The sequence below is a fragment of the Burkholderia sp. BE17 genome, from assembly GCF_009362305.1.
Taxonomy (GTDB): domain Bacteria; phylum Pseudomonadota; class Gammaproteobacteria; order Burkholderiales; family Burkholderiaceae; genus Burkholderia; species Burkholderia pyrrocinia_C.
Map to the genome: position 1 here is coordinate 1 of NZ_WHNU01000027.1, position 19,375 is coordinate 19,375.

The 19,375-nt window shown below is 70.3% G+C and carries 20 protein-coding genes; 7 read left to right on the plus strand and 13 right to left on the minus strand.

The genetic code is table 11. The features are described 5' to 3' along the window. Positions 1 to 286: 286 nt before the first annotated feature. Positions 287 to 1,276, plus strand: coding sequence for an ABC transporter substrate-binding protein (locus tag GD429_RS22690; RefSeq protein WP_152860111.1), 990 nt, complete (start codon positions 287 to 289; stop codon positions 1,274 to 1,276). Between the two features lie 41 nt (positions 1,277 to 1,317). Here the strand turns inward: GD429_RS22690 and GD429_RS22695 are convergent, their stop codons facing one another. After that, on the minus strand, positions 1,318 to 1,692 hold the full coding sequence (locus GD429_RS22695; RefSeq protein WP_152860113.1) for a phage protein NinX family protein: 375 nt from the start codon (positions 1,690 to 1,692) through the stop codon (positions 1,318 to 1,320). A gap of 238 nt (positions 1,693 to 1,930) precedes the next feature. Here GD429_RS22695 and GD429_RS22700 point away from each other — a divergent pair, with 238 nt between their 5' ends. Continuing rightward, positions 1,931 to 3,007 (plus strand): glycosyltransferase family 2 protein, encoded by a 1,077-nt coding sequence (locus GD429_RS22700; RefSeq protein WP_152860115.1) that lies wholly within the window; start codon positions 1,931 to 1,933, stop codon positions 3,005 to 3,007. Positions 3,008 to 3,025: 18 nt separating this feature from the next. Next, positions 3,026 to 4,288, plus strand: coding sequence for a glycosyltransferase family 87 protein (locus GD429_RS22705; protein WP_152860117.1), 1,263 nt, complete (start codon positions 3,026 to 3,028; stop codon positions 4,286 to 4,288). Here GD429_RS22705 and GD429_RS22710 read toward each other — a convergent pair. The 12 genes from GD429_RS22710 to GD429_RS22765 all read right to left on the minus strand — a co-directional run bounded on the left by GD429_RS22710 (position 4,252) and on the right by GD429_RS22765 (position 14,751). Beyond that, positions 4,252 to 5,292, minus strand: a complete 1,041-nt coding sequence (locus tag GD429_RS22710; protein WP_152860119.1) for a TadG family pilus assembly protein — start codon at positions 5,290 to 5,292, stop codon at positions 4,252 to 4,254. The genes GD429_RS22705 and GD429_RS22710 overlap by 37 nt on opposite strands. Then, entirely contained in the window at positions 5,285 to 5,713 is a 429-nt protein-coding gene (locus GD429_RS22715; RefSeq protein WP_152860121.1) for a TadE/TadG family type IV pilus assembly protein, read from the minus strand. Before GD429_RS22715 ends, GD429_RS22710 begins: the two co-directional genes overlap by 8 nt. Then, positions 5,710 to 6,549 carry a tetratricopeptide repeat protein gene (locus tag GD429_RS22720; protein WP_152860123.1) on the minus strand — a complete coding sequence of 280 codons (840 nt, stop codon included), beginning with the start codon at positions 6,547 to 6,549 and terminating at the stop codon, positions 5,710 to 5,712. The genes GD429_RS22715 and GD429_RS22720 overlap by 4 nt, the downstream gene beginning before the upstream one ends. Then, positions 6,546 to 7,490 (minus strand): type II secretion system F family protein, encoded by a 945-nt coding sequence (locus GD429_RS22725; RefSeq protein WP_152860125.1) that lies wholly within the window; start codon positions 7,488 to 7,490, stop codon positions 6,546 to 6,548. The genes GD429_RS22720 and GD429_RS22725 overlap by 4 nt, the downstream gene beginning before the upstream one ends. Further along, the gene (locus GD429_RS22730; protein WP_152860127.1) at positions 7,487 to 8,464 is read right to left on the minus strand and encodes a type II secretion system F family protein; all 978 of its coding nucleotides are present in this window, start codon (positions 8,462 to 8,464) and stop codon (positions 7,487 to 7,489) included. Before GD429_RS22730 ends, GD429_RS22725 begins: the two co-directional genes overlap by 4 nt. Beyond that, positions 8,461 to 9,861 carry a CpaF family protein gene (locus GD429_RS22735; RefSeq protein ID WP_321574795.1) on the minus strand — a complete coding sequence of 467 codons (1,401 nt, stop codon included), beginning with the start codon at positions 9,859 to 9,861 and terminating at the stop codon, positions 8,461 to 8,463. The genes GD429_RS22730 and GD429_RS22735 overlap by 4 nt, the downstream gene beginning before the upstream one ends. Continuing rightward, the gene (locus tag GD429_RS22740) at positions 9,858 to 11,081 is read right to left on the minus strand and encodes an AAA family ATPase (RefSeq protein ID WP_152860129.1); all 1,224 of its coding nucleotides are present in this window, start codon (positions 11,079 to 11,081) and stop codon (positions 9,858 to 9,860) included. Before GD429_RS22740 ends, GD429_RS22735 begins: the two co-directional genes overlap by 4 nt. Positions 11,082 to 11,103: 22 nt before the next feature. Beyond that, complete coding sequence (locus GD429_RS22745; RefSeq protein WP_152860131.1) at positions 11,104 to 11,487, minus strand: CpaD family pilus assembly lipoprotein; 384 nt, start codon at positions 11,485 to 11,487, stop codon at positions 11,104 to 11,106. Positions 11,488 to 11,502: 15 nt separating this feature from the next. Beyond that, complete coding sequence (locus GD429_RS22750; protein WP_152860133.1) at positions 11,503 to 12,882, minus strand: type II and III secretion system protein family protein; 1,380 nt, start codon at positions 12,880 to 12,882, stop codon at positions 11,503 to 11,505. A gap of 62 nt (positions 12,883 to 12,944) precedes the next feature. Then, the gene (gene cpaB / locus GD429_RS22755; protein WP_152860135.1) at positions 12,945 to 13,973 is read right to left on the minus strand and encodes a Flp pilus assembly protein CpaB; all 1,029 of its coding nucleotides are present in this window, start codon (positions 13,971 to 13,973) and stop codon (positions 12,945 to 12,947) included. Positions 13,974 to 13,992: 19 nt separating this feature from the next. Next, a complete protein-coding gene (locus tag GD429_RS22760; RefSeq protein ID WP_152860137.1) occupies positions 13,993 to 14,472 on the minus strand; it encodes a prepilin peptidase in 480 nt (159 codons plus the stop codon). Between the two features lie 96 nt (positions 14,473 to 14,568). Then, a complete protein-coding gene (locus GD429_RS22765) occupies positions 14,569 to 14,751 on the minus strand; it encodes a Flp family type IVb pilin (protein WP_152860139.1) in 183 nt (60 codons plus the stop codon). 958 nt (positions 14,752 to 15,709) lie between these two features. Here GD429_RS22765 and GD429_RS22770 point away from each other — a divergent pair. Genes GD429_RS22770 through GD429_RS22785 form a run of 4 tightly spaced genes read left to right on the plus strand, consistent with a single transcriptional unit; the run spans position 15,710 to position 19,338 of the window. Further along, the gene (locus GD429_RS22770; protein WP_415748952.1) at positions 15,710 to 16,729 is read left to right on the plus strand and encodes an ABC transporter substrate-binding protein; all 1,020 of its coding nucleotides are present in this window, start codon (positions 15,710 to 15,712) and stop codon (positions 16,727 to 16,729) included. Positions 16,730 to 16,744: 15 nt separating this feature from the next. After that, a complete protein-coding gene (locus GD429_RS22775; protein ID WP_152860142.1) occupies positions 16,745 to 17,587 on the plus strand; it encodes an ABC transporter permease in 843 nt (280 codons plus the stop codon). A 35-nt stretch (positions 17,588 to 17,622) separates the two neighbouring features. Next, on the plus strand, positions 17,623 to 18,453 hold the full coding sequence (locus GD429_RS22780; protein ID WP_152860144.1) for an ABC transporter permease: 831 nt from the start codon (positions 17,623 to 17,625) through the stop codon (positions 18,451 to 18,453). A gap of 39 nt (positions 18,454 to 18,492) precedes the next feature. Beyond that, positions 18,493 to 19,338 carry an ABC transporter ATP-binding protein gene (locus tag GD429_RS22785; protein ID WP_152860146.1) on the plus strand — a complete coding sequence of 282 codons (846 nt, stop codon included), beginning with the start codon at positions 18,493 to 18,495 and terminating at the stop codon, positions 19,336 to 19,338. Positions 19,339 to 19,375 lie beyond the last annotated feature (37 nt).

Here is a 19,375-nt window from a genome sequence, read left to right on the forward strand (position 1 = left end):
GGCTCGGGCGTTGGGTGTCGGGCGTTGGCGTTGGCGTTGGCGTTGGCGTTGGCGTCGGCGTCGGCGTCGGCGTCGGCGTCGGCGTCAGGCGTCAGGCGTCAGCCATCAGGCATCAGGCGTCAGGCGTCGGTGTCGGTGTCAAGCGTCAGGTGTCGCGATCGGCCGCCCCGGCCGTCGCCGCGCGAATATGCATTTCACGATTCGATGTTTGTCGGCCGGAACCCGATTCCGTAACCTGCCCGGCAGCCGCGCCGCACGCGCGCGGATCACCGAGGATATGCCGCCGATGAACCCGTCTCCCGCCACGGCACGCCGCCGCGTGCTGCAGCGTCTTGCCGCCCTCGCCGCCGCGCCGCTCGCCGGCGGCATCGCACTGCCAGCCCGCGCGGCCGGCGCCGACCTGTCGGGCGTCACGCTCGTGCTCGGCGACCAGGCCGGCGGCCTGCGCGCGCTGGCCGAAGCCGCACACGTGCTCGACGGCACGCCGTACCGGTTCCGCTGGGCCAACTTCCAGGGCGCCGCGCCGCTGTTCGAGGCGCAGCGCGCGGGCGCGATCGATCTCGCGCCGGCCGGCGACCTGCCCGTGCTGACGGCCGCGCTCGGCGATCCGTCGCTGCGGATCGTCGCAACGCGCGTCGGCTCGCCGGCGTCGCTCGGCATCGTCGTGCAGCCCGACTCGCCGGTCCGCACCGTCGCGGACCTGAAAGGGCAAACCGTCGTCGTGTCGTCCGCGCGCGGCAGCATCTCGCAATACCAGTTGTACGGCGCGCTGCGCGAGCACGGCTTCGCGCAGCGCGACCTCGACGTGCGTTTCGTGCTGCCCGTCGATGCGTTCGCCGCGTTCGAGGCCAGGCGGATCGGCATCTGGGCGACCTTCGACCCGTACTACGGGCATGCGGTGCGACGCGGCGCGCGCATTGTCCGCGACGGCAGCGGCATCAATTCGGGGCTCGCGTTTCTCACCTCGCCGGTCGACACGCTCGACGATCGCGCGAAACGCGCGGCGCTCGCGGACGTGCTCGCACGGCTGACCCGCGCGGGCCAATGGGCGCTCGCGCACCCGGCCGACTATGCGAGCGTCTATGCGTCGCTGACGCGCCTGCCGCCCGACGCGGCCGCCGACATCGCGCGCCGCGCCGCGCTCGCGCAACGCAGCCTCAGCGACGCCGACATCGACGTGCTGCAACGCGTCGCCGATCGCGCGGCGGCGGATGCGATCCTGCCGCGGCGCGTCGACGTCGCGTCGATCGCGATCCGGAATCTGTCTGCCGGATAGAAGGCAGGAAGCGCCAGGCGCCGCAACGCGACGAACCATGCTCAGCGCGGTTTCGACATGTCGAGATCCGGCACGTCGTCGCCGAAGGTCGACGCGACGAGCGTGCGCACCGCGGCGACCAGCAGCGTCGGCCCCGACTGGTTGAACGTGCAGCGCTCGCCGGCGGCCGGCACCGCGCGGTGCAGCACGGCCCGCCACGCGCCGTGCCCGCCGTCGCGCTCGAACGCGGCGAACGGCAGCCGCTCGACGATCGGGCCGCCGTCCGTCCACGAAGACGACGGCGCGAACGACACGCTCGCGCCGCCCGTCTCGCGGATCGCCCGGCATGCGCCGCCGGCGACGCACGGCGCGCCGAGGCCTTCGGCCAGCGCCACCCAGTAGTCCAACGCCGCGCCGGTCAGGTCCTGAACTTGCATTGCGATCTCCTTCGACATCGAAAACCTCGTCTCGGCGCCCACGCGCCCGCCCGGCCGGCCCGCGGCCGTCGACAAACCGTGGCTCGACGGTGAAAACAGCCCGCTGCACAACCCACGCATCGGTATTACGAATCGTCGATTTCTGCCTACAATGATCGTAACGCCTGTCGTCCGGCCTGCGATGGACGACAACCGAATCCATACGGTGCAGCGCAGGCCGGATCTCTCGGGGGGACGCATGCCCACGCACGCCAGAAAGCCGCTGGTCTCGCTCGTCGTGCCGTTTCACGACGAAGACGAAACGATCGATGCGTTCTTTGCCGAAACGCTGCCCGTCCTCGAGTCGGTCGACACGGTCCGCTTCGAGATCGTCTGCATCAACGACGGCAGCCGCGATCGCACGCTCGACCGACTGCTCGAGGTCATGGCCGGCGACCCGCGCGTGCGCGTCGTCGATCTCACGCGCCGCTTCGGCAAGGAGGCCGCGCTCACCGCCGGCCTCGACGAAGCGGCCGGCGCCGCGGTGATCCTGATCGACGCCGACCTGCAGGACCCACCCGCGTTGATTCCCGCGATGATCGAACGCTGGCTCGCGGGCGCCGAGGTCGTCGCCGCGAAGCGCACCGACCGCATGTGCGATCCGTTGATGCAGCGCTTGGCCGCCGCGCTCTACTACCGCGTGCACAACCGGCTCTCAGAAGTCGAGATGCCGGAGAACGTCGGCGATTTCCGGCTGATGGACCGTCAGGTCGTCGACACGCTGCGCGCGCTGCCCGAGCGGCGGCGTTTCATGAAAGGCCTGTTCGCGTGGGTCGGCTTTCGCATCGAGATCATCGAATACACGCGCGCGCCGCGCAGCGGCGGCCGTTCGAAATTCTCCGGGTGGCGGCGCTGGAACTTCGCGCTCGAAGGCATCACGAGCTTCAGCACGGTGCCGCTGCGCGTGTGGACCTACATCGGCCTCGCGTTCGCGATGCTCGCGCTCGTCTACGGCGCGTTCATCGTCGTGCGCACGCTGCTGTTCGGCAACCCGGTGCACGGCTACGCGTCGCTGATTTCCGTGGTGCTGTTCATCGGCGGCATCCAGCTGGTCGGCATCGGCGTGATCGGCGAATACCTCGGCCGCGTCTATCACGAGTCGAAGCAGCGCCCGGTCTATCTGGTGCGGTGGCGCTACCGCGCCGAGCGGGATGCCGCCGCGCATCCGGCGTCGAAGCTGCTGCAGTTCCCGGTCAAGCGCGCGCACGCGGCCCGCCGCCGGCCGGCGACACCCGCGGCCGCCGGCCACGCCGCCAGGAAAATCTCCGTCAAGTAACCAACCGGCACGCGTCGCATGGACATTCCCCGGCAATCGATGCGCTCGGCGGAGCGCCCCGTCCGCGCGTGGCTGACGCCGCGGCGCGTCGTCGCGTACAGCGCGTTCGTGCTCGTGTTCCACGCGCTGTTCCTGGCGATCTGGGCGTACGTCATCCGCTACACGCCGGGCGCCACCATCGCGAGCCCGGGTGCGGACTACTCGGTGTTCTGGTCGGCGTCGTACGTGATGCTGCACGGCGTGCCATGGCAGGCGTACGATTTCCCGACCTTCTCGCGGCTGGCGGCCTCGATGTTTCCGTATTTCCGCAGCGAAGGCCTCGTCGCGTGGCTGTACCCGCCCACCTACCTGCTGCTCGTGACGCCGTTCGCGCTGCTGCCCTTTGCGATCGGTTATCCGCTGTTCGTCGCGTTCGGCATCGTCGTGTTCGGGGTCGCCGCGTGGCGCGTGTCGGACCTCGGTGCGACGCCCGGCGTGCGGCGCGTCGGCGCATGCGCGCTGGTCGGCGCCCCGTGCGTGTTCGTCACCGCGATGCTCGGGCAGAACGCGTTCCTGACCGCTTCGTGCGCGGCGCTGGCCGTCTACTGGGCCGACCGGCGGCCGATGTGGGCCGGCCTCTGCATCGGCCTGCTGTCGGTCAAGCCGCAGATGGCGCTGCTGTTCCCGTTCGTGCTGGTCGCCGCGCGCGCGTGGCGCACGATCGCATGGGCCGCGCTCGCCACCGCCGCGTTAGGCGCGTTGAGCGTGCTGGTATGCGGCGTCGAGTCGCTGCGCCTGTTCGTCGCCAACACGGGGCTCGCGCGGGCGCTCATTCTCGAGCATGGCGTGATGTTCTGGTTCGCGTCGCCGACGCCGTTCGCGGCGTTCCGCCTCGCCGGCCTGCCGCTCGGCGCCGCGTATGCCGCGCACGCGGGCGTCGCGGCGATCGCGATCGCTGCCGCGTGCATCGCATGGGTGCGCTCGCGCGACACCCGCGTGCGCGCGGCGGTGCTGGCGGTCGCGACGCTCGCGGCGAACCCGTACGTGTGGCATTACGAGCTCGCGTGGCTCGGCATCGCGGTCGCGTGCATGCTGGCGATCGGCTGGCGCGACGGCTGGCTGCGCGGCGAGCAGGCCACGATCGCGCTGATGTGGGCGCTGCCGCTCTACGAATACCTGAACCCGGGGCTGCTGCTCCCGCAGATCGGCCCGGCCGTGACGCTCGCCGCCGTCCTCATGCTGCTGCGCCGTGCGCGGTCCGGCGCTCACAGCGCGAGCCGCGGCGGCACGTACACGCCGTAGTACGGCCCGACGCCGGTCGCGACGCCGGTCATCTTCACGCCGGCGACGAAGTGGCCCTGGATGTACTTGTACGTGCCGCCGAGCGACACGTCGATGTGGAACGCCGCGAACGCGACGATCGGCACGTAGGTGCTGGTCGACGTCTGCGTGACGACCGGCAGCACCACCGTCGTGCCGACCGGCACCGACGTGTAGAGCGTCGCCTTCACGCCGGTCGCGAGGTAGATGCTGTCGCCGATATTGAGCGTCGTCGGGTTGCCGGTCACCATCAGCCCGCCCATCGTCGTCGTGTCGGTCGCCGTCGACAGGAACGACGTCCACTGCCCGCCCATGCACAGCGTGCCGTAGGTCTGGCCGTTCGTGATCGAGAACTCGTACGGCAAGCCCGTCAGCGGATTGATCAGCGGCTGGTTGGTCACCGCGTTCCAGTACTGGTTGTACACGCACTGGTCGATCGCGACCGGAAACAGCCCGCCGGCCGCCACCCCGCCCGGCGCGGCCAGCACCGCCACCGCGGTCGCGCTGCCGGACGCGCCGGGAATCCCCAGCAGCCCGCCGAGCAGCAGCGGAATCGAGCCGCCGTTCACGCCCGGCGCGCGCGACACGGTGACCTGCACGGCCGGCACGTCGTACGAGCCGGGCGTAATGGTCGTCGCCTGCATGGCTGCGGGGCTGCGCGTCACGTTCCAGTAGCCGGTGCTCACCGTGCCGGTCGACAGCGCGGCGCCGGCCGCCGAGTTCTGCGCGATCACGCCGTTTGCCGCCGGCGCGGCCTGCGACCAGTTCAGCGCGCCGCCGCTCGGCGACATCATCGCGTCGGCGCCCGCGAGCGCGGCCGCGTCGGCGGCGTTCTGCAACTGGTTGCGTACCGTGGCCACCCACGCGATGTCGATCGCCAGCGCGCCGAACGACAGCAGCGGAATCAGGAACAGCAGGAAGAACAGCGCGACCGAGCCGCGCTGCCGCGCGGGGCCGGGAGCTCGCGTGTCGCCCGCGTCATTCATAGAGCATCACCGAGGTGGCCGAGACCGTCACCGGGCCGGTCAGCGCGCTGAACGCGGAACCCAGCACCAGCCCCGAATACGTGTAGGTCACCGTCACAGTCAGCGCGGTGCCCGCCGTCGTGCCGTTCGCCTGGGTCACGGTCACGGTCGGCGTCGTCGCGGTGCCGCCGGTGATCAGGCTGTTTTGCATGTAGTTCTGCGCGACGCCGGCGACCTGCGTCGTGGTCAGCATCGGCACGCGCAGCACGACGCCGGCGCGCGCGGCCTCGCGGCTCGCGTTCGTGATGACGGCCTTGTCGCACAGGATCAGGCTCGTGTCGATGATGCCGATCAGCACCATCAGCAGGAACGGCAGCATCATCACGAACTCGAGGGACACGACGCCGCGTGCGCGGCGGGCGAGCGTCGCCCCGCGAGTCATTTTGCGGCCCCCGCTCCCGGCGGCGCGACACCCCGCTCCGGCCCGCCGCCGGCGGGCCCGCGCGACGCGAGCCGCGCGCGCACCGCCTGGTAGAAGCGCAGGTTGTCGGCCACCGCCGACGCGGGCAGATCCGCGGACAGCAGCTTCTTCGCCGAATCGGTGTTGCCGAGCACGCCATACGCGAACGCGAGGTTCTGGCGCGCCTGCCACGGCGCATCGGGCAGCCCCGCGACGTCGAGCAGCACGTTCACGCCCTCGCGCGGCCGGTTGCTCAGCACGAGCGACAGCCCGAGGTCGATGCGCAGCCCCTGCGCGTCCGGGTGCGCGCGCAGCGCGTCGCGATACACGGCCTGCGCCTCCGCATGGCGCCCCTGCAGGTCGAGCACGGTGCCGAGCCCTTCCGCCGCGAGCGGATGGTTCGGCTGCGCGGCCAGCAGGTCGCGATAGCGCTGCGCGGCCTCGTCGAGCCGGCGCTGCCGCAACGCGACGCGCGCGAGCCCGAGCCGCGGGCCGAGCTCCGCGGGCGACTGCCGCTGCGCTTCCTCGTAGAGGATCCGCGCGCGCTCCAGGTCGCCGGCGCGATAGTTGACGTCGCCGAGCCCCAGCCGCGCCGCGAGCGAATCGGGATGCTTCGCGAGCACCTTCTCGTACAGCGTCGACGCGAGATCGACGTTGCCGCCGGCGAGCGCGCTGTCCGCGATGCGCAGTTCGGCCTGCGGGTCGTCGCTCTTGTGCGACAGCACCGGCCGGGGCTGGACGCCCGGCGCGCCGCAGCCGCCGGCCAGCAGCGGCAGCACGGCCGCGAACGCAAACGTGCGTACGATGGATCGTGTCATTTGAATATCTCGAGCAGGCGGATCGCCGCCGGGCCCGCTGCGATCAGGCAGACCGTCGGCAGGATGAACAGCATCATCGGCAACGTGATCTTCGGTGCGAGCTTCGCTGCCTTTTCCTCGAGCGCGACGACCTGCTCGGTGCGCTCGGTGCGCGACAGGGTTCGCAGCGCCTGCGTGATCGGCGTGCCGAACCGCTGCGACTGCGTGAGCGTCGTCGCGAGCGAGCGCGCCGACGCGAAATCGACACGCGTCGCGAAATGCGTGAGCGTCGCGGACACGTTGCCGCTCAGCGTGAGCTCGTCCGCGCACACCGTCAGCTCGTCGGCGAGCGGCGGGCAGATGCGCGCCAGTTCGTGCGCGACGCGCCGGATGCCCGAAGCGAGGCTGTTGCCGGCCATCGTGCAGATCACGAGCAGGTCGAGCGCGTCCGGAAAGCACGCGGCGATGATCCGCCGCCGCCGCCGGATCATCGCGCCGAGCACGTACTCGGGCACGATCACGCCGATCACGAACGCGGCGACCATCGCCAGCGCACGGATCACGAAGTATTCGCCGAAGCGCGGAATGAACGGGCTGAACACGATCGCGACGCCCGCGAACAGCACGCCGCAGCTCAGCTTGATGCCGATCATCGACGACACCGCGCGGCGGTCGCGAAAGCCCGCGCGCGCCAGTTGCAGGCCGAGCTTCACGCGCTGCATCGGGTCGAGCACCGGCAGCCGCTCGCCGAGCTGCGCGAGCCGCCGCGTCAGGCCCTGGCGAACCTCGTCCGGCTGCAGCCGCCCCGCCGCGAGCGACGGCGCGCGCTGCCCGGCCGCCAGCTGCACGCGCACGGCGATGCGCCGGCGCGTGCCGCCGCCGGGCATGCCGAGCGCCACGCCGACGCAGGCGAGCAACAGCAGCAGTTCGAGGCCGCGGGCGGCCAGCATCGACATCGTCATCGCGCGGTATCCAGTCTCGAGATCTTGCGGATCGACAGCAGCCCGACCGTCAGCAGCCCGGCGGCGATCGTCAGCATCGTGTTGCCGGCGTGCGTCGTGAACAGCAGCATCACATATGGGCGATTCACGAGGAACAGCGCGCCGATCATCACGAACGGCACCGCCGAAATGATCTTCGTCGTGATCCGCCCTTCGGCGGTCAGCGCGCGGGTCTTCAGGCGGATGTCGCGGCGCGTGCGGATGATGCTCGACAGTTCGTCGAGCGTCTCGCCGAGGCTGCCGCCGGTTTCGCGCTGCAGCAGCAGGTAGACGGTGAAGAACGAGAAGTCCGCGATCATCAGCCGGTCCGCCGCCTGCGTGAGCACGTCCTTGAGATCCGCGCCGACCCGCAGGCTGTCGCCCATCGTGCGGAACGTGGAGCGCACCGGCTCGGCCGCGCCGTCGCCGACCGTGCTGATCGCCTGCGTGACCGGAATGCCCGCGCGCACGGCCCGCACGATCAGGTCGATCGCGTCCGGGAACGCTTCGAGAAAACGGATCCGGAAGCGCTCGATCAGCGAACGGTAGCTGGCGCGCATCATGAACAGCGGCAGCCCGATGTAGATCAGCGGACGCAGGAAGCCCGGCGGCCCGATCAGCTTCACCGCGACGATCGCCGCGATCGCGCCGGCGATCGTGCTGGCGATCACGATCCGCATGCCGGCTTCGCCGCCCACCGCGCGCACGCGTGTCACGTAGCGCTGCAGCCACGTGCGCACGCGGCTTTGCCGGCGTTCGAGGTTGAACAGCGCAACGCCGGCCCCGTCGGCCGCGCCCCCGTCGCGGCCCGCGAGCAACGGCGACAGGTGCAGCATCCGCTCGCGAATGCGCTGCGCCGGCGTACGGCGCGCGCGATCGAACAGCGACGACAGCGCGAGCCCGATCCCGAGGATCACGACGAACGCGCCCGCCGCGAACAGGTCGGCGGCCCTCATTGCCGGAACACCTCGGCGAGCGCGTCCTCGACGCCGTAATACGCGGCGCGCGCCGCGAACGACGGCCGCAGCGACGACGCCTCGAACACGCCCTTGACCGAGTCGCGCGTCGTGTCGCCTTCCTGGCGGAACGCGAACAGATCCTGCGTGATGACCACCTCGCCCTCCATCCCGACGATCTCGGTGATCCGCGTGACGCGCCGCACGCCGTCGCGCATCCGCTCGACCTGCACGAACAGGTGCACGGCGCTCGCGATCTGGCGCCGGATCGACAGCAGCTGCAGGTTCGCGTTCGCCATCATGACCATGCTCTCGAGCCGGCTGATCGCGTCGCGCGGCGAGTTCGCATGGATCGTCGTCATCGAGCCGTCGTGGCCGGTGTTCATCGCCTGCAGCACGTCGAACGCCTCCGGGCCGCGAATCTCGCCGAGGATGATGCGGTCGGGCCGCATCCGCAGTGCGTTGCGCACGAGGTCGCGCTGCGAGATTCCGCCGAGCCCCTCGGTATTCTCCGGCCGCGTCTCGAGGCTGACGACGTGCGGCTGCAGCAGTTGCAGCTCGGCCGCGTCCTCGATCGTCACGATCCGTTCGTGCTGCTCGATGTGCTGCGACAGCGCGTTGAGCAGCGTCGTCTTGCCCGAGCCGGTGCCGCCCGAGATCACGATGTTCAGCCGGCACGAACACGCCACCTTCAGCACCTGCAGCATCGGATGCGAAATGTTGCCCTGATGCGCCATCCGCGCGAGCGTGATGTCGCGCTTCGCGAACTTGCGGATCGAGATCGACGGGCCGCGCATCGCGATCGGCGGCAGCACGACGTTCACGCGGCTGCCGTCGGCGAGACGCGCATCGACCATCGGGCTGCTCTCGTCGACGCGCCGGCCCACCGCCGCCGCGATCCGCTGCGCGACGCTCGTCACGTGCGCGTCGTCGCGAAACTTCAGCGACGTGAGCTCGAGCCGGCCCGCGCGCTCGACGTAGACCTGGTCGGGCCCGTTGACGAGGATGTCGGTGACCGTTTCGTCGGCGAGCAGCGGCTCGATCGGCCCGACGCCGAACATGTCGTTCAGGATCGCGTCGACGATCAGCACCTGCTCGCCGGCCGTGATCTTCAAGCGCTCGCGCTCGACCGTGTGCGCCGCCACCTGCTCGATGCCCACGCGCACTTCGTCGCGCGTCTTCATCAGCGCCGCCGACATGTTCATCGACGCGAACACCGCGGTGCGGATCGCGTCGAACTTGCCGGAGCGGATCAGCGCCTCGTGGGTGTCGGCGGCCGCGGGCGCGCGGGCCGGCGGCGGCGCGGGCGCGACTGTCGGCGCCGGCGCGCGCGGCGCCGCGGGCGTGGCGGCCGGTGCGGGGTCCGGCGGCTGACGGTTGCGGTTACCGAACGTCACGATCCTTTCCTCCACTTGACGAAGCGCGCGTACCACGGTTCGGCGACGGCCATCGGTTCGCCGGTGATGCCGTTCGCGAGCTGCCGGATCCCGTCCAGGAAGCCGCGGCGCTTCGCGTCGCCGATCGGCTCGCCGAGGTTCTCGGCGAGCGCGAGCGTCTGCGGCTCGTGCGGCAGCTCGAGCAGCGACGCGCCGCCGAACGCCTCCGCGAAATCGGCCGGCTCGACGCGGGCCGCGACCGGCTCGAGCGGATTGTTCAGCACCATCGACAGCTGCCGCTCGCCCGGCAGCTCCTGCACGAAGCGTGCGAGCCGCGCGGATTCGTACGCGGCGTGCACCGAGCGGTCGGCGACGATGTAGACGAGATCGGACGCCTCGAGCGCATCCTCGAACAGCTTGCCGGCGCCGCTGCCCACGTCGAACAGCACGTAGTGGAAGCGGTCCTTCAGCATGTCGACCAGGCGTGCGACCACCCCGTCGCTCAGCGGCACGTCGGCGCCGTATGCGAGCTCGGCCGACAGCACGTGCAGGCGGTCGCCCTTGGTGACGAACATGCGGTCGAACAGCGCGTCGTCGGGGCGCTGCTCCATGTTCAGCAACTCGACCAGCCCGTTGTTGCTGGACAGCCCGAGCATCGAGTTCGCACCGCCGCCATGCAGGTTCAGGTCGATGTACGCGACGCGGCGGCGCTTCTCGCCCGCCAGGCAGCGCGCGAGGCTCACCGCGATGGTCGTCGCGCCGACGCCGCCGCGTGCGCCGACGAAGCTGACGATCTTGCCGGTGCGCACCTGCACGACCGATTCCGTCGCCGTCAGCGCGCGCCGCATCAGCTCGACGGTCAGCGGCTTGACGATGTAGTCCTGCACGCCGATGCCGAGCAGGTTGCGAAACAGCCCGACGTCGTTCTGCGTGCCGATCGCGACGACCCGCACCGACGGATCGCACACGTCGGCGAGCCGTATCAGGTCCGACACCGGCAGCACCGAATCCGACACGTCGATGACCAACTGGCGCGGCGAACGCTCGTGCTGCTGCAGCAACCGGATCGCGTCGTCGCAGGTGCCCGTCTGCAGGTGCGCACGCGTGATCGACAGATCCTGCGCGACGCGCCGGATCACGTCCTCGCTGCCCGGATCGGACACGACCGCGACGAGATCCGTCGCTCCGGCGGACGCGGCGCGCTTGGCGTTCTGGCGATCGAGGACGTTCATGGGCGGCATTGCGATGGCCTCGGGAATCGGTTCAATGGCCGGGCGAGCCGGTCGTCGTCAGCGTCTTGCCGGGCGTCGGCAGCTTCACGCGATCCTCGACGTAGCGGCGCACCGCGCCGGCCGCGACTTCCGCGTCGGCGCCGCCGTACGGCACGGGCGCGACGAGATCCTGCGGCCGCGCGAGCATGGCCGCGAGGTTCGTGTAGGTCGCGCAGCCGAACGGCACGCCCGGCCGCCCGAAGCCCGCGTCGACGAGATGCGACGGCTGCATCAGCTTCGCGCAGTCGGGCGGCACCGCCTGCACGCCGTCGAAGCCGATCGACCGCGCGTCGGGCAGGTTCAGCGGCGGCGGCGCCGACATGCAGCCCGCCAGCGCCAGCGGCAGCAGTGCCAGGACGGTGGTTCGAACTCGCATGAGCGCTCCTCCGGTTCAGTACACGAAGCCCGCGGCGCCGACGAGGCGCGGCGTGTCGCCCGACAGCAGGTCGAGCCCGAGGTTGCGCTGCACCGCGAACTCCAGATCGCTGCTCGGCCGCGCGACGGTGTCGATCGCCTGCTCGAGCTGGCCGGGCCCGGTCGGCTGCACGATGTACGGCGTGACGATCACGACCACCTCGGTCTTGTTGTCCTGGAAGTTCTTCGACGAAAACAGCCGGCCGATGATCGGCAGCCGGCCGAGCCCCGGAATCTGCGACACGGTGTCGGCCGTCTGGCTCTGCAGCAGCCCGCCGATCGCGAAGCTCTGCCCACTCGACAGCTCGACGGTGGTCTCGACGCGCCGCACGGTGAGCGCCGGCACCTTGATACCGCCCGTCGTCACGCTGTTGCTCGAATCGACCTCACTGACCTCCGGGCGCACCTTCAGGCTGATGCGGTTGTCGGAGAGCACGGTCGGCGTGAAGTCGAGCGATACGCCGAACGGCTTGTACTCGACCGTGATCGCCCCCGTGTTGCCACTCTGCGCAACGGGAATCGGAATCTCGCCGCCCGCGAGGAAGCTCGCGGTCTCGCCGGACATCGCGGTGAGGTTCGGCTCCGCGAGCATCGTGATCAGCCCTTCCTGGTCGAGCGCATCGAGCACGACGTCGATCGACCAGCGCCCCGCGCGGAAGCCGCCGAGCACCGAGAATGCGCCGGTCGGCGACAGGTTGAACAGGCCGTTGGTCGGGTCGAACAGCGTGCGCCCGTTGAACAGCCCGCCGACGAAGTTGCCGGCGCCGCCGAGCGCGCTCCAGTTGATGCCGAGCTGCTGCGTGACGTTGCGGCTCACCTCGGTCACCCGCACGCGCAGGTTCACCTGGATCGGGCGCGACAGCGTGAGCCGGTTGACGATCCTTTCCTTGTCGTGCAGGTACGGCCCGAGCGACTGCATCACGGCGTCCGCGTCGGCCGCGCCCGGCACCTTGCCCGACACCATCAGCGAGCCCGGCGCGCCGGACACCGACAGCTTCAGTTGCGGAAAGCGGCTGTCGAGCACCGCCTGCAGCGACGCCGTGTCGACCTGCACGATCACCGTCCTGCGCAGGATCGGCCGATGGTTCGCGCCGAGCGCGATCAGCGTGGTCGTGCCGGCCTTCTTGCCGAACACGAACACGGTGCGCGGCGACGGCACCTGGATGTCGGCGATGGTCGGATCGGCGACGAACATCGCGACCGCGGGCTCCGGCAGCGACAGCAGCTCACCCTTGCCGGTCGCGATCGACAGCGCCGCGCCGGCGTCCGGCGCGCGCGCGCCCTGCGCGAACGCAACGCCGGGCGCGACGAGGCCGGCCAGGCACCAGAGAGCGATCCAGCGAACGATGCGCACCATGCGTGTTCCCGTCATCCCGTCAAATGCCGGCCGCCGCGCGGCCGGGCCGCTCCGTCGATCCGTCATTGCGGCACCGCCGCCCTCGGCAATTGCGCCGCCGCATCCGCCGCGACATTGCCGCCGCCCTGCAGTGCCGGCATCGCCGGCATCCCCGGCGCCCCCGGCAGGCCGGACGGCAGCGGCGGCAGGCCCGGCGTGCCGGTGCCGCGCGACCCGTCGTCGATCGACGAACCGCGATAGATCACGACCGTGTTGCCCTGCCCCGTCGGCCGCGCGCCGCCGGCCTCCGCCCCGGCGGACGGCGCGCGCGAGGCCTCGCGGGCCGCACGCGACACGTCGCCCGCCCACACCGGCTGCGTATCCGGCTCCTGCTCGTCGCCGCCCGCCGGTTGCCGCCGGTCGCTGGTCGCGAAGCTGCGCAGCGCGAGCGACAGCGAGCCGAGGCGCGTCGCGACCAGCACGACCTGCGCGGTGCGCGGCGCGACCTCGAGCGTGACCGTGCGTGCGCGCGGCGTCGCGTCCGGCGCGCTCGCGGGCGCCTTCGCGCGCTGGAATTCCGAGCCGACCGCGAGCACGCGCGCGCGCCGCACGACCGTCTCCGCTTCGAAGGTGCCGGGCGACGTCGCCGAGCCGCCGATCTGCTGCGTGAGCACCACGTCGACGAAGTCGCCCGGCTGGATCAGCCCCGCGTTGCCCGACACGTCGTCGACCGGCACCGAGATCGCGCGCATGCCGGGCTGCAGCGCGGCCGCGAGAAAATCCGGCGCGTCGGCCGGAATCACGTTGTCCGTGCGGATCGGCGTGCCGGCGCCGACGCGGTTGCGCAGCAGTGCGCCCTTCAGATCGGCGCCCGGCTGCGACTCGACGAATGCGCCCGCCGGCACCTGCGCGCGCGGCATGCGCTTCCAGCCGAGATCGTTGTCGCGCAGCAGCAGCCCTTCCGGCAGATCGGCGGCCGCGACGCGCACGCGCGCCTGGTCCGCTTCGCCGGGTGCCGACGGCGTCGACGCGGCGACGTACAGTTCGCGCAGGATGAACGCGCCGATGCCGGCGGCGACGATCAGCATGGCCATTCTCAGAGGTTTGGGCATGGCGGCGTGCGTCCCCCGGCTAGGTAAGCGAAACCGCGTGCGGAAACGGCGCCCAGACGGCCAGCGCGCCGCCGAGCGCGAGCGCGACGCCGTACGGCACGCCGCGCGCGGCGACCGCGCGGGCGGGCGCGGCGCGCCGCTGCCGCGCGACGGCCGCGAGCGCGGCGAGGCCGCACAAGGCGCCGCCCGCGCCGACGATCGTCAACACGGGGAACGCCAGCGTCGGCCCGGCCCACAGGAATACCGCCGCCGCCAGCTTGACGTCGCCGCCGCCGATCCAGCCCGCGTGGCGCAAGCCGCCGAACAGCAGCAGCATCGCCGCGGCGGTCGCGACATGGCCGGCCAGCGGCGCGGGCCCTTCGCGCGCGAGCGCCGCCGCGACGAAATACAGCATCGCGAACGCCAGCACCGCGCGATTGGACAGGCGCCGGTCGCGCAGGTCCTGCGCCGCGAGCGACGCCAGCACGACCGTGGCCACCGACTGCACGAGAGTGAGCATGGGAGAGCCGTCCGTTGGCGGTTGGCGCCCCCCCGGCTGGATACGTTCTACCGCTGCGGATCCGTGAGTGCGTCGGCGGCGCGCAGATTCAGGGCATCAGATCAGGCTCGTCACCTTCGTGATCAGCGCCGAGAACACACTCGGCAAGCCGCCGCTAGTGCTGCTGAGGATCACGCCGACCGCCGCCAGCGCGACCACGACGATGCCGGCCAGCACCGCGTATTCGAGCGAACTGACGCCACGTTCATCACGCAGCAGAGACTTGACGTATTGCAGCATGGCAACCTCCGAGTGACGGGGTCGATGATCGACCGTTGAACGTAAAAACGCTGCATGGGTCCGGTGGCTGCATGTGGCATTCGCCCATTGCGACTCATGCGGACGGCCCTGGCATGAGACCGTTCGCATCCCCCGAAGTCCTCTCGATCGCTGCGACGCGCGGCATGCAACGACGACATCGATCGTTTCATTCGAATAATTGTCGTGCGGCCGCGCCGGCACGGCGCCGACAGCACTGATTCGTCTAGGGTATAGACAATTTTCTGGACGATTTCAAATTATTTGGCGTCGGAATGTATTTATGGATAGCACCCTGCAAGGATGAATTTCATACAGGTCGCCTGCCGCAATTCTTTCGCATGGCATTCCGCGTGATTCAAACGCCGAAGTAAGAATGTTAACTGTCGCGATGCGTCATTTTCCGTCGGGCGGATAACCCATTTCCGTGCGATTTTCCGGTATGCCGGATGGGGGCCGTGCGCACCGTTGCGCGCGATGCTTCACGTGTGCCGGCCGGTTATTCGTTCACGCTCCGCCCGGCCGAACCGGCAAATATGACAGGTTCGAATCGTTTTTTTTGAATCGACCGATGCCGATTTAATTGCCCGAATCCGCATGCCGATCAGCCGGCAAATCCGCGATTTCGCCATTTCAGGCATTTTCCAGCCGGTGTTTTCCTGATCGGCACGCGACGCCAACCGACATGATCGGAATCCTGAACGATTTACCGATACCTGCGACTCCGCTTTGCGTCCGCGGAAACCGCGCGCCCGGCCCGGCAACCCGCCCGGCGGCGATAAGCATAGTTCAAATCGTTGCTTGTCCCGCGCCGGCAGCGTCCACCAGAATGGCGCGACGCCTCCCGGCCCCACTTCATTTTCTCGCTACCCGACGCACCATGACCGATCGATTCCCGTTTCCCCTGCGCCTGCTGCGAGCGCTGCTGGCGGCCACGCTGATGACGCTGGCGGCCGCCGCGCGTGCCGACAAGCCCGCCACCGTCCGCATCGGCGTCGCCCAGCAAGGCGCCGGCGATCCGCCGACCTTCGGCGGCTCGAGCGCGGCGACCGTGCAACTCCAGCAATTGTTCGAAAAGGAATTCGCGGCCGACGGCATCAAGGTGCAGTGGCTGTTCTTCAAGGGCGCGGGGCCGGCCGTCAACGAGGCGATCGCCAACAAGGCGCTCGACTTCGCGTACCAGGGCGACCTGCCCGCCGTGCTCGCGCGTGCGAACGGGATCAAGACGCACCTGCTGCTTGCCGCGAGCGTGCGCTCGGGCGTGAAGATCGCGGTGCCGCCCGACTCCGGCATCCGTTCGATCACGGACCTGAAGGACCGCCGCGTGTCGATCTTCCGCGGCACGAACCTGCAGCTCGTGGCCGACAACGCGCTCGCGAAGAACGGCCTCGGCGAACGCGACCTGCGCGTGATCAACCTCGACGCCGCGAGCTCGCTCGCCGCGCTCGCGTCGAAAGGCATCGACGCATCGGTGGGCGACTACCAGCTCTACAAGCTGCGCGACGCGGGGCTCGCGAAGATCATCTACGAATCGCAGAACGACGGCCCGCAGTACACGCGCCAGACCCACCTGCTCGTGCTCGACGATTTCGAACGCGCGCATCCTGACATCGTGCAGCGCGTCGTCAACGCGTTCGTGAAGGGCGCGCAATGGTCGTCCGACGAGACGAACCGCGATGCGCTGTTCAAGCTGTGGGCCAAAAGCGGCGTTCCGTATTCGTCGTGGCAGGCCGACTATGCGAACCAGCGCCTGAAGGATCGCCTGTCGCCGCTGATCGATCCGTTCCTCGTCGCGCGCTACAAGGCCGTCGCGCAGGATGCGCTGAAGCTGAAGCTGATCCGCCAGCCGGTCGACGTCGACGGCTGGTTCGAGCCGAAGTATCTCGACAACGCGCTGCGCACGCTGAAGCTCGAAAACTACTGGCCGCGCTACGACGCGGCCGGCAAGCCCCTTTCCTGACCCGGACCGGCCCCGATGAGCGACACCGCGATCCCGATTCCGTCGTCCGAGCCGCATGCTCTCGCCGCGCAGCCGCGCCGCGCGGCGGGCGTGAAGCGGCTGACGTGGCAGCTCGCGCCGTGGGTACTGCCCGCGCTGCTGTTCGCGCTGTGGAGTGTCGGCAGCGCACGCGGCTGGATCGCGCCGCAGATCCTGCCGCCGCCCGAACGCGTGTACGACGCGCTCGCCGAGCTGGCGACGAGCGGCGATCTCGCGCGCCACACCCTGATCAGCCTGCAGCGCGTGCTGGTCGGCTTCGCGGCCGGCTCGCTGCTCGGTTTCGCGATCGGCGTCGCGCTCGGCCTGTCGCGCACGCTGGAAGCCTATGTGCTGCCGAGCTTCAACGCGCTCGTGCAGATCCCGGTGCTCGGCTGGCTGCCGTTCCTGCTGCTGCTCGTCGGCGTCGGCGAACCGCTCAAGTACCTGCTGATCGCGCATGCGGCACTCGTCCCCGTCACGCTGAGCACGTTGCAGGGGTTTCGTCAGACGCCGCCCGCGCTCGACGAAGTCGCGCGCGGGTTCGGCTACACGCGCCGGCAACGCATCGTCCACGTCGTGCTGCCGGCCGCGATCCCGACGCTCGCGACCGGCGTGCGGCTCGCGTTCACGAAGTCGTGGCTCGCGCTCGTCGTCGTCGAGCTCGTCGCGTCTTCCGAAGGGCTCGGCTACCTGATCGTGTACGGGCGGCAACTGTTCCAGCTCGATCTCGTGATGGCCGCCGTGGTCGTGGTCGGCGCGGTCGGCCTGCTGATCAACCGGCTGCTCGACGCACTCGAAGCGCGCCTGCGCCGCGGCGTGCCGTCCGCGTTTCGCGGCTGAACCGGCCCGCCCGCGCAATCGAAGGAGACTACCCGATGCCGCACTCCGTCACGTCGACGCTCGCGCCGGATGCCGCGCCATCACCCGCCGCAGCCGCCCGCCGCCTGCATGCGCCCGACTGGCGCGGCTTCGTGCTGCCGCTCGTCGCGTTCGCGCTCTGGTGGGCGATCGCTTCCGCACACGTCGTGAAAAGCGGGCTGCTCGTCGGCCCGGCCGACGTGCTGCACACCGCGTGGTCGCAGGCCACGAGCGGTGCGCTCGGCCGCGCACTGTCCGCGTCGCTCGCGCGCGAAGCCTGCGGTTTCGCGATCGGCGCAACGGGCGGGCTGCTGCTCGGCACCGCGCTCGGGCTGTCGCGCATCGCCGCGCGCATGGTCGGCCCGAGCTTCGACACGTTCAAGCAGATCTCGCTGTTCGCGTGGATTCCGCTGATCTCCGTATGGTTCGGCCTCGGCGACGTCGCCAAGGTCGTGTTCCTGTCGCTCGCCGCGCTGCTGCCCGTCGCCGCGCACACCTGCGACGGCATTCACGCGGTGCCGCGTGCGTATGTCGACGTCGCCCGCGCGCTGCGATATTCGCGGCTCCAGCTCGTCCGCTACGTGATCCTGCCGGCCGCACTGCCGTCGATCTTCACCGGGCTGTATCTCGGCCTGATCTATTCGTGGCTCGCGACGCTCGGCGCCGAATACCTGCTCGTCGCCGGCAGCGGGATCGGCAACACGCTGATCGACGGCAGCGAGCAATTCCGGATGGATCTCGTGCTGTTCGGGATCATCGTGGTCGGCGTGACCGGCTGGGCGCTGAACGCGGTCGCGCGTGCGATCAAACGCAAGGTGCTGGCCCGGCGCGGCGACCTGCCGCAGTAATCGCCCCTCCTTCCCTGTCGCACCCTCACTCGCTCCGCCATGACGACCCTCACCTCCGACTCGCTCGACATCCTCCACGTAAGCAAGCACTACGCACAACGCGGCGCGTCGCTCGCCGTGCTCGACGACGTGTCGCTGCATGTGCGCGCCGGCGAATTCGTCACGATCGTCGGCGCGAGCGGCTGCGGCAAGTCGACTTTGCTGCGGCTGATCGCCGGGCTCGATAGCGACTACGCGGGCGAGATCCGCGCCGGCGACGAACGCGTGCGCGACACGTCGCTGCAGCGCGGGATCGTGTTCCAGGACCACCGGCTGTTCCCGTGGCTCACCGTCGAGCAGAACATCGGCGCCGCGCTGCGCAACGCGCCGCTCGACGCGGCAGCGAAGCGGCGCGCGGTAGCCGACCACATCGCGCTCGTCGGGCTGAACGGCTTCGAGCACGCGTTTCCGAACCAGTTGTCGGGCGGGATGGCGCAACGCGTCGCGATCGCGCGCGGCCTCGTGAACCGGCCGCGCGTGCTGCTGCTCGACGAGCCGTTCGGCGCGCTCGATGCGCAGACGCGCGCACGGATGCAGAACGAACTGCTGCGCATCTGGGAACAGGAACGCATCACGATGATGCTCGTCACGCACGACGTCGACGAAGCCGTCTATCTCGGCGATCGCATCGTCACGATGGCGCCGCGCCCGGGCCGCATCGAACGCGTCGTCGATGTCGCGCTGCCGCGGCCGCGCCGGCGCGATTCGCCTGAATTCGCGCGGTTGCGCGACACGGTGCTCGCGGATTTCGACGATAGCGAACCGCCGCGCGACGATGGCGCGGGCGGCAAGCGCATCGACACGCAGCACACGCACCGGATCGGTGAATGGCGGCTCGCGTGGTAGGTGCAAGTCGCGGCTGCATTGCTCAGCATGACGACAC

What these genes read in the sequence shown, in the direction of transcription:
- GD429_RS22690 (WP_152860111.1), top strand. Translation starts at nt 287, where the DNA reads ATGAACCCGTCTCCCGCCACGGCACGCCGCCGCGTGCTGCAGCGTCTT.
- GD429_RS22695 (WP_152860113.1), bottom strand. Translation starts at nt 1,692, where the DNA reads ATGCAAGTTCAGGACCTGACCGGCGCGGCGTTGGACTACTGGGTGGCG.
- GD429_RS22700 (WP_152860115.1), top strand. Translation starts at nt 1,931, where the DNA reads ATGCCCACGCACGCCAGAAAGCCGCTGGTCTCGCTCGTCGTGCCGTTT.
- GD429_RS22705 (WP_152860117.1), top strand. Translation starts at nt 3,026, where the DNA reads ATGGACATTCCCCGGCAATCGATGCGCTCGGCGGAGCGCCCCGTCCGC.
- GD429_RS22710 (WP_152860119.1), bottom strand. Translation starts at nt 5,292, where the DNA reads ATGAATGACGCGGGCGACACGCGAGCTCCCGGCCCCGCGCGGCAGCGC.
- GD429_RS22715 (WP_152860121.1), bottom strand. Translation starts at nt 5,713, where the DNA reads ATGACTCGCGGGGCGACGCTCGCCCGCCGCGCACGCGGCGTCGTGTCC.
- GD429_RS22720 (WP_152860123.1), bottom strand. Translation starts at nt 6,549, where the DNA reads ATGACACGATCCATCGTACGCACGTTTGCGTTCGCGGCCGTGCTGCCG.
- GD429_RS22725 (WP_152860125.1), bottom strand. Translation starts at nt 7,490, where the DNA reads ATGACGATGTCGATGCTGGCCGCCCGCGGCCTCGAACTGCTGCTGTTG.
- GD429_RS22730 (WP_152860127.1), bottom strand. Translation starts at nt 8,464, where the DNA reads ATGAGGGCCGCCGACCTGTTCGCGGCGGGCGCGTTCGTCGTGATCCTC.
- GD429_RS22740 (WP_152860129.1), bottom strand. Translation starts at nt 11,081, where the DNA reads ATGCCGCCCATGAACGTCCTCGATCGCCAGAACGCCAAGCGCGCCGCG.
- GD429_RS22745 (WP_152860131.1), bottom strand. Translation starts at nt 11,487, where the DNA reads ATGCGAGTTCGAACCACCGTCCTGGCACTGCTGCCGCTGGCGCTGGCG.
- GD429_RS22750 (WP_152860133.1), bottom strand. Translation starts at nt 12,882, where the DNA reads ATGGTGCGCATCGTTCGCTGGATCGCTCTCTGGTGCCTGGCCGGCCTC.
- cpaB (WP_152860135.1), bottom strand. Translation starts at nt 13,973, where the DNA reads ATGCCCAAACCTCTGAGAATGGCCATGCTGATCGTCGCCGCCGGCATC.
- GD429_RS22760 (WP_152860137.1), bottom strand. Translation starts at nt 14,472, where the DNA reads ATGCTCACTCTCGTGCAGTCGGTGGCCACGGTCGTGCTGGCGTCGCTC.
- GD429_RS22765 (WP_152860139.1), bottom strand. Translation starts at nt 14,751, where the DNA reads ATGCTGCAATACGTCAAGTCTCTGCTGCGTGATGAACGTGGCGTCAGT.
- GD429_RS22770 (WP_415748952.1), top strand. Translation starts at nt 15,710, where the DNA reads ATGACGCTGGCGGCCGCCGCGCGTGCCGACAAGCCCGCCACCGTCCGC.
- GD429_RS22775 (WP_152860142.1), top strand. Translation starts at nt 16,745, where the DNA reads ATGAGCGACACCGCGATCCCGATTCCGTCGTCCGAGCCGCATGCTCTC.
- GD429_RS22780 (WP_152860144.1), top strand. Translation starts at nt 17,623, where the DNA reads ATGCCGCACTCCGTCACGTCGACGCTCGCGCCGGATGCCGCGCCATCA.
- GD429_RS22785 (WP_152860146.1), top strand. Translation starts at nt 18,493, where the DNA reads ATGACGACCCTCACCTCCGACTCGCTCGACATCCTCCACGTAAGCAAG.